A 12,858-nucleotide genomic window follows, 5' to 3' on the forward strand; every position below is an offset into this window, starting at 1 on the left:
TCACTCTCCTTCGGGGTCGTAGTACTGCTGATAGATCTGCTCGATCAGATTCGGGCCGCTCGTCCCTTTCTGGGGTTGGCTAGCGTCCGCCGGGTCAGGCGAGCGTCGTTGGCGCGTGGCATTGGCCAGCGCATCGAGTGGCGTCGCCGCACCGATCGATTCCCCTTGCTCGTCCTCGACGCCGATCACCGTCTCGGTATGCGGATCGACCACCAGAGACACCGTTTTACCCGACAGTTCAAAGGGCACCTCGAAGCGTTGTCCCTGATACGATACCGTGCCATCTTTGCGAACCAGTCGCGTGACGCGATGCTGGAACAGGGCATCGAGGCTTGCCGCCAACGGCCCCAACGGACGAATCCTGGACAGGTCCTGCTGGTAACGCGCCAACGGCGTCATGCCGGCGAGACCGGCGTGCGGGCTGCGGTGATAGACCTGTTCAAGCCACGCCCAGAGGCGGGCATTGAGATCGTCCAGGCTGGCGATATGGCGCTCATCGAGTTCGCTGAGAAACTGATCGCGGCAGCGGCGGTGCCAGCGCTCCAACTTCCCTTTGCCCTCGGGCGCGTACGGCCGGCAGTGAATCAGATGGATGCCCAGCCGGGCGCAGATCCCTTGCAGCGTCTCGGCGCGGTAGGCGGCGCCGTTATCGACCACCAGCTTGAGCGGAATGCCGCGCTTGAGCACCGCCTGCTTGAGCACGCCCTCGATGTCCAGGGCGGTTTCTCCGGGGCAGAAGGCGCTGTGCGTGAGTAGCCGGGAGGCGTCGTCGAAGAGCGACACGAGATAACTCTTGGCGAGTTTGCCGTCGATCGGCACGCGTGGGCCGTGCATCACGTCGCCATACCAGATCGCCCCCGCTGTCGCGGCGACGAAGCTGCGTTTCTCCTCGGGCAGGCTGGCCGAGCCGGTGATCCGTGACAGGCCGTGCTGCTGCAGCAGACGGTGAATGGTCGACCGGGCCAGGCGGCCACGGGCGACGGTGCCGGTGGCTTCGAGCAATTGTCGAATCTGGCACAGCGAGCGCCGCGGGTTGTCGCGCTTGGCGGCGAGAATGGCCGCCTGGGTGGCGGCCGGGAGCTTCGACTGCCCGCGGTCGGCGCGTGGCTTGGGCGTCAGGCCGTCAAGCTGGCGGAGGCGCCAGGCGTAGTACCACGCCTGAATCGTCTTCTCGCTCAGATAGCGCCGACGGCTGCCGGGGATGGCGTACTCGCGGCTAGCCAGCTCCCGGAGAATCTGTTGCAGTTCGCCACGTTCCAGCCGCTCGCGGCTGATCAGGGGACCGAGGACGGACAGGCGAAACAGGGCTTTCGGATCAATCGGGTTCATAACCACTCCTGGTGATAAATCGGAGCGGTGATCAAACCAGAACGGCCGTTCTAATGACAGGAGCAAACTGTGTGGGGTCCCCGCCCGGGCGGGGCCCGCACTGTCCGCCACTCGTTCAGGATCAGGAGATCATGGGACGCTGATCTGCCGATCAAGCCAGGTCATGGCCTGTGCCAGGCCGATCGATTCGAACACCCGGCGCCAGAAAGCGCTGCCGTCGACCGTCCGCCCGAGGTCGGCAAAGCGAGCACGCAGGTGAAACTCGAACAGCAGGCGGCGCTCCTGGAGCCAGGCCCACCAGCGACCGGCGGTGCGCCGCTCGGGCGCCGCGCCGGGTGCGCCGGGGCGATCGGGCGCACCGCTCAGCCGCTGTGCCAGGACCGCTTGCTGCACTGACCAGTCATACCAGCGGCGCGGCGCGATGCACGCCGGCAGACGCGAACACGTCCGCCGACATCCAGCGCAACAGTAGCGGCAGATCGGCACCGGATTGAGTGAGTCCTGCCCGGCTCGCCGGTCGGCCTTGCGCTCGTAGTGCCCGTGCTGCCAGAGAATCTTCAGGCCGCAATGCGGGCAGCACGGCGGGCGATACGCTTCGGGGGTTTGCTTGATGGCCTCAAGATGCTGCTCGATCGTCTCGATGCCGGCTACAATTCGCTGCATGGGCTGGGCGCTTTGCTGTGTGGTTTGTCTTGATAACTTCCCACGATAGCAGAGTTGTCCCGGCCCTTCTTTCGTTCACTTCGTCCCAACATCCTTCAGGCAGGCCGCCTTCTTTCGCCCTCGCCGTCCACGGGATATCTCACGCCGTCAGTTCCTGGAGAGCGGCGGACGTAACAACAACAGACGGCTGGTCGAACCCAGTAAGGGTTGGCGCCTGCACCACCCCCGGAGTGACGTGCGTCAGAACAGTGGTGGCCAGCCTGCGGTGCTGGGTGGCGGCTGGCCGCCGCCGGTGCTGCGGCGGTCGGCCTGCGTCACCCAGCCGCCACCCATCGCCTTGTAGATATTCACCGACGACGCGAGCAGCTGCGCGCGAATCGCCATCAGGTTCAGCTCGGCCGGAAACAAGGCCTGTTCGGCCTGCAGCACCGTCGAATAATCGGCGTAGCCACCCTCGTAGAGCTTGCGCGACAGGCCGGCGTACTCCTTGAGCGCGGCCACCGGGCGGATCTGCGCCTGCAGCTGCTGACTGATGTTGCTGTTGGCGACGAGCGCGTTGTCGACGTCGGCAAAGGCATCGCGGATCGCCAGCTGGCAGCTCAGCAGCGCGGCGCGCTGCGCGGCCTCGGCCTGCGTCACCTGGCCGCTGACCGCGCCGAAGGTGAAGATCGGCCCGGCCAGCGAGCCGGCGTAGCTCCACACCCGCGCCGGTCCGGTGAACAGCTTCGTCAGCTCGGCGCTGGCGTAGCCGAAGCTGCCGGTGAGCGAGATCGCTGGGAAGTACAACGCCTTGGCGGCGCCGATCTGCGCGTTGGCAGCGATCAGTTGCTGTTCGGACTGCAGCAGGTCGGGTCGGCGCTCGAGCAGCTGCGAGGGCAGGCCCGCCGGCACCGCCGGCAGCGTCAACTGGTCGATGGCCTTGCCGCGGGCGATCGGGCCGGGGTTGCGGCCGACCAGCACCGCCAGCGAGTTTTGCGTCTGCGCGATGTTCGATTCGAGCAGCGGAATCTGCGCCGCCGCCGACTCGTATTGCGATTCGGCCTGCGCGACGTTCATCTGCGACACCTGCCCGTACTTGAACTGCAGCTTGAACAGGTCGACCGATTCGGCGTAGGTCTGCAGCGTCTGGCGCGCCACGACCAGCTGGGCGTCGAGCCCGCGCAGCTGCAGATAGCCGTTGGCCACCGCGGCGACCAGCGACAGCACGACGCCGCGACGCGCCTCATTGGTCGCCAGCACGTTGGCCAGCGTCGCTTCCGACTGGCGCTGGACGCGACCCCAGAGGTCGATCTTCCAGCTCGCCGAAATCCCGGCCTGGTAGGCGCTGCTCGGATTCGGGTAGTTCGGCAGCTGCGCGGCGAATGCCGGCTCGCGGCCGCGCTCGCGGGCAGCGCTGGCGCCGTAGCCGATCTGCGGAAAAAGCGCCGAACGCACCTGCGGCAAGAGCGCCGCCGCCTGCTCGACGTTCGCCGCGGCGATGGCGATGTTGCTGTTGTGCGCCAGCGCCTCGTCGATCAGGCTGTTGAGCAGCGGATCGTCGAACTGCTTCCACCACAGCGTGTCGACGACGTCGCGGGTCACGTACTGGAACGACGCCGCTGCCGCGACCTCGGGGCGCTGGTAATCCGGGCCGAGCACGCAGCCCGCGAGCATCAGGCTGGCGACGATCAGCAGGCGTCGCATCTCAGGGCTCTTTGACTGCTGGCGCGGCCGCTTCGGTGGGCGCGGCGCCGGCCTTGCGGCGCTCGGCGAGGCGGTCGAAAAGATAGAAGAACAGCGGCACGTAGAGCATCGCCAGCGTCGTCTCGCCGATCATGCCGCCGATGATGCCGGTGCCTATCGAATGGCGCGCGTTGGCGCCGGCGCCGACCGCCAGCGCCAGCGGCAGTCAGCCGACGGCGAAGGCCAGCGAGGTGATGATGATCGGCCGCAGCCGCTGTTCGCCGGCGAGCACGGTCGCTGCCATGATGCTCTTGCCCTAGCGGCGGAAATCCACTGCCGCCGAGACGCGCAGCACGGCGTTCTTGGCGCCCAGGCCGATCAGCACCAGCAGGCCAATCTGGAAGTACACGTCGTTCTCCAGTCCGCGGATGGCGTTGGCGAGCAGCGCGCCGAGGACGCCGAAGGGAATCGCGGTCATCACCGCGTCCGGCAGCGACCAGCGAAACGACGATCGCCACGGCACAGATCAGCGTCGTGCGCACGCTTTGCAGGAACAGGTACACCACCAGCACCACCAGCACCACCAGCAGCAGCGCCTCGGCGAGAGTCTTTACCACCTCTTCGATCGACAGCCGCACGAAATCGTTGGTGTCCAGCGCGATGACATAATCCAGGCCGTTCGGGAAACGCGCCTTCATCTCCTGGAGCGCCTTGCGCACGGCACTCGACACCAGCAGCCCGTTGGCGCCGGGTTGCTGGTAGATGGCAATCAAGGTCGCCGGCGTGTTGTTCAGGCGGCTGTCGACGATGTACTGGCGGAGGCCAACCTCGGCGCGCGCCACCGCACCCAGGCGGACGATCGCGCTGTCGTCCCGGTCGGCGCGCAGGATGATCTTCTCGTACTGCCGCGGCTCGGTGAATTGCTCCTGGGTGACCACCGGAAAGCTCAACTGCACGGCGCCGGCATTCGGCTGCTGGCCGATCTGGCCGACGCCGAACAGCGCGTTCTGCGAATTGACGGCGTTGGCGATGTCGCTGGTCGTGACGCCCAGCGACGCCATGCGGTTGGGATTCATCCAGATGCGCATCGCCTGGTCGGGAACGCCCATGATCTGCGCCTGGCCGGCGCCCGGCACGCGCTTCAGCGCGTCGAGCACGTAGACGTTGGCGTAGTTGGCGACTGTTACGTCCGCCGCTCTCCAGGAACTGACGGCGTGAGATATCCCGTGGACGGCGAGGGCGAAAGAAGGCGGCCTGCCTGAAGGATGTTGGGACGAAGTGAACGAAAGAAGGGCCGGGACAACTCTGCTATCGTGGGAAGTTATCAAGACAAACCACACCGCAAAGCGCCCAGCCCATGCAGCGAATTGTAGCCGGCATCGAGACGATCGAGCAGCATCTTGAGGCCATCAAGCAAACCCCCGAAGCGTATCGACCGCCGTGCTGCCCGCATTGCGGCCTGAAGATTCTCTGGCAGCACGGGCACTACGAGCGCAAGGCCGACCGGCGAGCCGGGCAGGATTCACTCAATCCGGTGCCGATCTGCCGCTACTGTTGCTCTGGATGTCGGCGGACGTGTTCGCGTCTGCCGGCGTGCATCGCGCCGCGCCGCTGGTATGACTGGTCAGTGCAGCAAGCGGTCCTGGCACAGCGGCTGAGCGGCGCGCCCGATCGCCCCGGCGCACCCGGCGCGGCGCCCGAGCGGCGCACCGCCGGTCGCTGGTGGGCCTGGCTCCAGGAGCGCCGCCTGCTGTTCGAGTTTCACCTGCGTGCTCGCTTTGCCGACCTCGGGCGGACGGTCGACGGCAGCGCTTTCTGGCGCCGGGTGTTCGAATCGATCGGCCTGGCACAGGCCATGACCTGGCTTGATCGGCAGATCAGCGTCCCATGATCTCCTGATCCTGAACGAGTGGCGGACAGTGCGGGCCCCGCCCGGGCGGGGACCCCACACAGTTTGCTCCTGTCATTAGAACGGCCGTTCTGGTTTGATCACCGCTCCGATTTATCACCAGGAGTGGTTATGAACCCGATTGATCCGAAAGCCCTGTTTCGCCTGTCCGTTCTCGGTCCCCTGATCAGCCGCGAGCGGCTGGAACGTGGCGAACTGCAACAGCTCCTCCGGGAGCTGGCCAGCCGCGAGTACGCCATCCCCGGCAGCCGTCGGCGCTATCTGAGCGAGAAGACGATTCAGGCGTGGTACTACGCCTGGCGCCTCCACCAGCTTGACGGCCTGACGCCCAAGCCACGCGCCGACCGCGGGCAGTCGAAGCTCCCGGCCGCCACCCAGGCGGCCATTCTCGCCGCCAAGCGCGACAACCCGCGGCGCTCGCTGTGCCAGATTCGACAATTGCTCGAAGCCACCGGCACCGTCGCCCGTGGCCGCCTGGCCCGGTCGACCATTCACCGTCTGCTGCAGCAGCACGGCCTGTCACGGATCACCGGCTCGGCCAGCCTGCCCGAGGAGAAACGCAGCTTCGTCGCCGCGACAGCGGGGGCGATCTGGTACGGCGACGTGATGCACGGCCCACGCGTGCCGATCGACGGCAAACTCGCCAAGAGCTATCTCGTATCGAGCTTCGACGACGCCTCCCGGCTACTCACGCACAGCGCCTTCTGCCCCGGAGAAACCGCCCTGGATATCGAAGGCGTGCTCAAGCAGGCGGTGCTCAAACGCGGCATTCCGCTCAAGCTGGTGGTCGATAACGGCGCCGCCTACCGCGCCGAGACGCTGCAAGGGATCTGCGCCCGGCTGGGCATCCACCTGATTCACTGTCGGCCGTACGCGCCCGAGGGCAAAGGGAAGTTGGAGCGCTGGCACCGCCGCTGCCGCGATCAGTTTCTCAGCGAACTCGATGAGCGCCATATCGCCAGCCTGGACGATCTCAATGCTCGCCTGTGGGCCTGGCTTGAACAGGTCTATCACCGCAGCCCGCACGCCGGTCTCGCCGGCATGACGCCGTTGGCGCGTTACCAGCAGGACCTGTCCAGGATTCGTCCGTTGGGGCCGTTGGCGGCAAGCCTCGATGCCCTGTTCCAGCATCGCGTCACGCGACTGGTCAGGAAGGATGGCACGGTATCGTATCAGGGACAACGCTTCGAGGTGCCCTTTGAACTGTCGGGCAAAACGGTGTCTCTGGTGGTCGATCCGCATACCGAGACGGTGATCGGCGTCGAGGACGAGCAAGGGGAATCGATCGGTGCGGCGACGCCACTCGATGCGCTGGCCAATGCCACGCGCCAACGACGCCAGTCTGACCCAGCGGACGCTAGCCCGCCCCAGAAAGGGGCGAGCGGCCCGAATCTGATCGAGCAGATCTATCAGCAGTACTACGACCCCGAAGGAGAGTGAGGTGGACCTTCAGCACTTTGGTTTGCGGCATCCGCCGCTGGGCAAGCAAGCGGCCGAGCTGTGGGATGACGGTACGCTGGGACAGTTGGCCGAGCGCTTTGCGTGGTTGTTGCACTCACCGGGCGTCGGCCTGATCACCGGCGAACCCGGGGTGGGCAAGACGGCGGCCTTGCGCCAATTGACCCGTGGCCTGAATCCGCATCGTTATCAGGTGATCTATCAGGCGGAGACCGACTTTGGTCGGCTGGATATCTATCGCGGTCTGGCACGGGCGCTGGGTGTCGAGCCGGGGTATCGGCGGGCGCAGCTGTGGCGCGATCTGAAGGAGCGGATTCTGCAGTTGGTCGATAGCCGTCAGCTGATGCCGGTGTGGATCATCGATGAGGCGCAGAATCTGCCGCCGGAGTTCTTTCGGGATTTGCCGGCCTTCCTCAACTTCGCCTTCGATACGCGCGATGTGATGGCGGTCTGGTTGATCGGTCATCCAACACTGGCGCAAACGCTGGAGCGGGCGCCTTATGCGGCGCTGGCGGGGCGGATTCAGGTGCGCGTGCAGCTCAAGCCGGTGCTCGAACGCGAGCGCTTCGCGCTGCTGATCCAGCACAGCCTGAAGAGTGCCGGTTGTACCAGTACGCTGCTCAGCGATTCAGGCCTGGAGATCTTGCGCCAAGCGAGCAAGGGCTTGCCGCGGCATGCCGGGCGAATTCTGCGCACGGCGATGCGCCTGGCGGTGCCGCGTGGTTTGAATCATTTGCCCGACGATCTGTTGCAGTTGGCGATCGAGGAATTGCGATGAAGCGCCGCTCTGCCGAGCCGCTATTCCCCGACGGCCTCTCCGATGAAAGCGTGGCCGCGCTCAGCCACTTCCTTCACCAACTCGCCGTCGCTTGCGAAAGCCGCTATGCCGTACAGCTACGCCGCTACCACCAGCGGCAGATGAATCTGTACGACCCCCAGGGTGGATTTGTCCTCTCAGGCAACGCACGGGCAATCAAGCAGTTAGTTCTTCCCCCTGGACATCTGCGCCGGAAGTCCGTATAAATGGCGCATGGAAAGCGTTCTTGGTGCATTGCGTGTTCGCTTGGTGGGCAAGAGCGAAGAGGCTCGCTATCGGGAGTTGATGGCAGAGCATCACTACCTGGGCGACCTGGCGAAGATCGGGCACACGCTTTGGTACGTGGCCACCTACGGCGAAAAGTGGACGGCCCTGCTGAGTTTCTCTGCGGCGGCCTGGAAATGCGGCGTTCGTGACCGCTGGATCGGCTGGGACTATCGGCATCAGTACGATCGCTTGGGCCTGGTCGCCAACAACAGTCGCTTTCTGATCCTTCCCGATTGGCATTACCCCAATCTCGGCTCCAAGGTGCTCTCGCTGTGCGAGCGACGGGTCGCCGAGGATTGGCAGGCGCATTTCGGGAAGCCGCTGTTACTGCTGGAGACCTTTGTGGACCCCTCGCGCTTCCAGGGGACCGTCTATCGCGCCGCGAACTGGACGCCTCTGGGGCTGACGCAAGGCTTTCGCCGCACCCGAGAAGGCTACAGCGCCCACCCGACGTCGCCCAAAGTTGTCTTTGTTCGCCCCTTGCAGGCGGACGCTCGCGGCCAACTTTCCCGCTCGATACTCAACCCCCGCTATCGCACAGGAGCGCCCAGGATGATGCTCACCGCCGAACAGATGCGCACGCTTCCCGATTTCTTTGCCGGCATCGCCTACCCGCGGCGCGCGCAAGGAAGGCGTCACCCCCTTCCTGCCGTTCTGGCCATCGCCACGGCGGCGGTCTTGTGCGGAATGCGGGGCTACAAAGCCATCGCCGGGTGGGCCAAAGACCTCACACCGAAAGCACGCGAGCGTTTCCGCTGTCGTCGCGAGAAGGGCGTTTACCGCGTACCCAGCGAGTTCATCATTCGTGACGTCCTGATCCGTGTCGATCCCATGGCGCTCGATCAAGCGTGTCAGCAGTGGAACAAGGCCTATGCTCAAGACGACCCCAGTCTGGCGGTCGACGGCAAGACCATGCGCAATGCCCATGACGAGCACGGTCAGCAAGCACACATCATGAGCGTGGTCGGGCATCAGACCGGCGTGTGTCACACCCAAAAAAAGTCGGCACCTTGCCCGTAAATGGCGGGGACGAGCTCAAGCAGACCAATGAAATCGGGATGTTCATACCCCTGCTCGATGCGATCGATATTCAGGGCAAGGACATCACCGCCGACGCGCTACTGACACAGCGCAAGCTGGCGACCTACCTGGTGGAGCGCAAGGCGCACTATCACTTCACGGTCAAAGGCAATCAGCCAACACTGCAAGCCGATATCGCGCTCCTCTTCCAGGATCGGAAGGGGGCAGACTTCGTGGCGGTTTCGCCACCTGACCATGGTCGGATCGAGACTCGGCGTATTTGGTGCAGCAATGCCCTCAACGCCTATCTCGACTTCCCGTATGTCGGCCAGGTGTTCTTGATCGAGCGCGAAGTGCTGCACAAGAAGAGCGGCAAGCGGACGCACGAAATCGCTCTCGGGATCACCAGTCGCCCTCCAGAACAGGCCAGCCCACAGCAAATCCTCGCCATCAATCGCGGCCATTGGTCGATAGAGAACCGCTGTCACTACGTCATCGACTGGAACTACGACGAGGACCGTAGCCGTATTCGGACTGGTTACGGACCCGAGAACATGTCACGCCTGCGCCGCTTTGCCGTCGGAATCCTGCACCACTTCTCCGACGGCAAAACCAGCATTTCCGAAAAAATGCGCCACCTCAACCGCAACATCCGATTGGTCTTCGACTACCTGCGCATGACCAAAAATTCTACAGGCCACGTATCACCTTGATCCCGGCACGAGAACAAATTTACCGTGGTACGACCCCGAAGAGCCTTGGCGGTTGCCGCTGCTGCCGCCTCGGTAGGGCCTTCATCCCACGTTGCCGCCGGGATCACTCTTCCGGTTGCAGCATGGGACTCGGCCATCGTTTCAACCTCGAAAAGCTTGGGCCGAGGAGTCTGGATTAGGGCCGGACGTAACAGCGACGTAGGCCGAGCTGTAGCGATCGCCCTGGCCGGTGATGGCGAGCAGCACATGATCGTCGCCGACTTCTTCTGCACCGGCACGCCCAGCTGCGTGACCGCCGACGGCAGCTGCGGCAAGGCCAGATTGACGCGGTTCTGGACTTGCACCTGCGCGATGTCGGGGTCGGTGTCGAGCGAGAAAAACACCGTCAGCAGCAGCTGCCCGGTTGCCGAACTGGTCGACGACACATAGAGCATGTTGTCGACGCCGTTGATCTGCGCCTCGATCGGCGCGGCGCCCGAATCGGCCAGCGTTTTCGCGTCCGCTCCCGGATACGTCGCCTGCACGGTGACCTGCACCGGCGTGATCGACGGATACTGCTGCACCGGCAGCTGCGTCAGCGACAGCAGCCCGCCGATGACGATCAGCAGCGCGACGACGACCGCGAAGATCGGTCGTTCGACGAAGAAGCGCGAGAACATGTCGCGCGCCGGCTCAGTGGCTGCCGGTCGCCGCCGCCGGCGCAGCGGCCGCAGCGGACGACGCCTTGACGATTGCCGTGGCGTCGGGCGAGACCCGCAAGCCGCCGTCGACCACCAGTTGGTCGCCGGCGTGCAGGCCTTCGCTGATGAACCAGCTATCGCGGTACCAGTCGCCGACGACCACCGGCCGTAGCTCGATCTTGCTTTCCTGGTTGACCAGCCACACGAAGTGCCCCTGGCCGCTTTGCTGCACGGCACGTTGCGGCACCAGGATCGCGGTGGGCCGCAGCGCGCCCTTCAACCGCGCTCGCACGTACTGGTTTGGGCGCAGCTGGCCCTGCGGATTGTCGACCGCGGCGCGAATCAGGAAGGTAGCCGTCTGGGCGTTGTACGAGGGGTCGGTGAACGTGATGTGGCCGGTGAAGGGATAGACGCTGCCGTCCACCTGCTCGATCTCGACGAGCATGTTGCGGTCCTTCGGCAACACCAGGCGGCCAGCCTTGATGTCGTTTTAGATGCGCTGGTACTCGTTCTCCGAGAGGCTGAAGTTGACCCACATCGACGACAGCACCGAGACCGTCGTCAGCTGGCTGTTCTGCGGACTGACGTAGCTGCCCTCGGCGACGGCGGCGTAGCTGGAAATGCCGTTCACCGGCGAACGGATGACGGTGTACGACAGATCGAGCTTGGCCGAGTCGAGTTGTGCCTTCGACTGCGCCACCGCCGCTGCCGCTGCCGCCTGTTCGTACTGCCCCTCGGCGTTGTCGAGATCCTTTTGCGACAGCGCGTTGAGCTGCGCCAGCGGTCGCGTGCGCTTGAGGTTGGCCACCTGCAGCGACGCCTGGTTGCGCTGCATCGCCGCGGCGGCGGCGTCGACCCGCGCCTGGAAGGGTTTCGGGTCTATGCGGAACAGCACCTGGCTGGCCTTGACCAGCGAACCTTCCTTGTAAACGCGCTTGTCGAGGAAACCGGAAACGCGCGCCTGGATGTTCACCGCCTGCGAGCTCTGGGTCTGTGCGACGTACTCGGCCGACACTGGCACGTCACTCGCCGCGACGGTGATCGTCGTCACCTCCAGCGGCGCCGGCGGCGGTTTCGCGGGCCGCTTGCCGCAGCCGGACAGCGCCACGGTGAAGCCAAGCGCGACGAGAATTGCCACGCGGCACACCGTCAAATGTCGGGTTGGCGGCGCGTCCTGCCCAGTGCGAGCGCTGGCTAGAGCGCCAGGAAGAGCGGCGGCGGCAACTCCCGCAGGTGTGGCGCCGCGGCAAGGAATGCCGACGACGCCAACGGCAGCTTTTCGCAAGCAAGCGCGCGAAGGGTCTGCAGCCCATGAGCGGGTCTTCAATCCTTGCATGGCGTTTCCTGGCAGCGCTTGATCGGGCCGCGATCAAGCACATCGGTCAGCTGGTCCGCACCGTCAATCGCCGATTGCGCTTCACGACAATGAAGGCCATCAGCGAGCGACCGCGACAGCAAATCAGCTTGGCACGGCGCCTTTACGCGGGTGGCGTGGTGTTCCCTGCGGCGGGTTTCTGTCCCGCGGGCGAGGGCGTTTCCTCGCCGCCTGGCGTGCTTTGCCCTGAAGAGCCGTCGGAGTTGAGCTTGTCGGCGTCTGGCGTCGCGGCATCGTCGTTGGCGGTGCTACTCGTACTCGCCGCGTCCGGATCGACCGCGACCTTGCGGGTGTCTCCTTCGCTGGCCGCCGCCGATGGCTGCGACTCGGCCGCATCGACCTTGTCGGCGAGCGGCGCGCCGGCCTCGGCAAGGGCCGCCGAGACTTTGTCCGTGGTAGCGGCTTGATCGGCACTGTTCAGCAGCAGCCCGGACACCCGATCACGCAACAATTGGCGGGCGCTACCGTTGGCAAGTTGCTCGGATCCCGATGAAAGATGTTCGAAGAGGTCCTTGTACGTGCCAGCCATCGAGGCGACGAGGCTTGCCGTTTTTTCAAAGTGCGCCTCGACTTCATGCTTGTAGCCAGAAACCTCTTCCTTCTGGCGCAGAACCTCTGCCTCAAGCGCTTCGACGCGTTTGTTGGCGCCGCCGACCCTGCTGCGGCCCAGGAAAAACCCGATCACCGCGGCGGCAAGTACCGCCGCTGCAACGACAAGCCGCAAAGTCTCTTCATTCATGCCAAGCCCTTTCGTAAAATGGCAGCGCTTTGCCGCGGCTGCCGTGCCGAATCAATTTTCGACGTTCGAAACGCCATGCCGCAAGCCACCGGGACCGGGCTTTCGTCGGGCGCATCACGCGCCTGGCCGAGCACCCGCTGCGAGGCCAGTCAGCGGCCTTGTGATTCGGCTGAGTGGCCGATAACCCAAGGTGGCTGCAAGCATGGTAACACCAGGGCGCGAAAAT

General features: G+C 65.0%; 12 protein-coding genes and 3 pseudogenes. 6 read left to right on the forward strand and 9 right to left on the reverse strand.

Annotated features, from left to right (window positions below):
- The 5 genes and pseudogenes from QZ656_RS03135 to QZ656_RS03155 form a co-directional block, all read right to left on the reverse strand.
- On the reverse strand, positions 1–1,329 hold the full coding sequence (locus QZ656_RS03135; protein WP_291992005.1) for a DDE-type integrase/transposase/recombinase: 1,329 nt from the start codon (positions 1,327–1,329) through the stop codon (positions 1–3).
- A 129-nt stretch (positions 1,330–1,458) separates the two neighbouring features.
- Entirely contained in the window at positions 1,459–1,992 is a 534-nt protein-coding gene (locus QZ656_RS03140) for a DUF6431 domain-containing protein (protein WP_291992006.1), read from the reverse strand.
- A gap of 240 nt (positions 1,993–2,232) precedes the next feature.
- Positions 2,233–3,675 (reverse strand): efflux transporter outer membrane subunit, encoded by a 1,443-nt coding sequence (locus QZ656_RS03145; RefSeq protein WP_291992007.1) that lies wholly within the window; start codon positions 3,673–3,675, stop codon positions 2,233–2,235.
- 1 nt (position 3,676) lies between these two features.
- A pseudogene (locus tag QZ656_RS03150) lies at positions 3,677–4,132 on the reverse strand (efflux RND transporter permease subunit).
- Positions 4,133–4,205: 73 nt separating this feature from the next.
- A pseudogene (locus tag QZ656_RS03155) lies at positions 4,206–4,994 on the reverse strand (efflux RND transporter permease subunit); the annotation flags it as partial.
- A gap of 17 nt (positions 4,995–5,011) precedes the next feature.
- Between QZ656_RS03155 and QZ656_RS03160 the strand changes: the two are divergent.
- From QZ656_RS03160 to QZ656_RS03185, 6 genes are all read left to right on the forward strand, one after another.
- A complete protein-coding gene (locus QZ656_RS03160; RefSeq protein ID WP_291991638.1) occupies positions 5,012–5,545 on the forward strand; it encodes a DUF6431 domain-containing protein in 534 nt (177 codons plus the stop codon).
- 129 nt (positions 5,546–5,674) lie between these two features.
- The gene (locus QZ656_RS03165) at positions 5,675–7,003 is read left to right on the forward strand and encodes a DDE-type integrase/transposase/recombinase (protein ID WP_291992008.1); all 1,329 of its coding nucleotides are present in this window, start codon (positions 5,675–5,677) and stop codon (positions 7,001–7,003) included.
- A 1-nt stretch (position 7,004) separates the two neighbouring features.
- The gene (locus QZ656_RS03170; protein ID WP_291992004.1) at positions 7,005–7,799 is read left to right on the forward strand and encodes an ATP-binding protein; all 795 of its coding nucleotides are present in this window, start codon (positions 7,005–7,007) and stop codon (positions 7,797–7,799) included.
- On the forward strand, positions 7,796–8,044 hold the full coding sequence (locus QZ656_RS03175) for a hypothetical protein (protein WP_291992009.1): 249 nt from the start codon (positions 7,796–7,798) through the stop codon (positions 8,042–8,044). Before QZ656_RS03170 ends, QZ656_RS03175 begins: the two co-directional genes overlap by 4 nt.
- Positions 8,045–8,051: 7 nt before the next feature.
- Positions 8,052–9,125 (forward strand): Druantia anti-phage system protein DruA, encoded by a 1,074-nt coding sequence (locus tag QZ656_RS03180; protein ID WP_291992010.1) that lies wholly within the window; start codon positions 8,052–8,054, stop codon positions 9,123–9,125.
- Positions 9,089–9,838 carry an ISAs1 family transposase gene (locus QZ656_RS03185; RefSeq protein ID WP_291991589.1) on the forward strand — a complete coding sequence of 250 codons (750 nt, stop codon included), beginning with the start codon at positions 9,089–9,091 and terminating at the stop codon, positions 9,836–9,838. Before QZ656_RS03180 ends, QZ656_RS03185 begins: the two co-directional genes overlap by 37 nt.
- Before the next feature lie 195 nt (positions 9,839–10,033).
- Here the strand turns inward: QZ656_RS03185 and QZ656_RS03190 are convergent.
- The 4 genes and pseudogenes from QZ656_RS03190 to QZ656_RS03200 form a co-directional block, all read right to left on the reverse strand.
- Positions 10,034–10,497: pseudogene (locus tag QZ656_RS03190) on the reverse strand (efflux RND transporter permease subunit); the annotation flags it as partial.
- Positions 10,498–10,510: 13 nt separating this feature from the next.
- The gene (locus QZ656_RS24020) at positions 10,511–10,963 is read right to left on the reverse strand and encodes a hypothetical protein (protein WP_366522082.1); all 453 of its coding nucleotides are present in this window, start codon (positions 10,961–10,963) and stop codon (positions 10,511–10,513) included.
- A 45-nt stretch (positions 10,964–11,008) separates the two neighbouring features.
- A complete protein-coding gene (locus QZ656_RS24025; RefSeq protein ID WP_366522083.1) occupies positions 11,009–11,656 on the reverse strand; it encodes an efflux RND transporter periplasmic adaptor subunit in 648 nt (215 codons plus the stop codon).
- A 340-nt stretch (positions 11,657–11,996) separates the two neighbouring features.
- A complete protein-coding gene (locus QZ656_RS03200) occupies positions 11,997–12,632 on the reverse strand; it encodes a DUF1043 family protein (RefSeq protein ID WP_291992011.1) in 636 nt (211 codons plus the stop codon).
- Positions 12,633–12,858: the final 226 nt, after the last annotated feature.

It is taken from the genome of Candidatus Accumulibacter sp. ACC003, assembly GCF_907163085.1.
Taxonomy (GTDB): Bacteria; Pseudomonadota; Gammaproteobacteria; order Burkholderiales; family Rhodocyclaceae; genus Accumulibacter.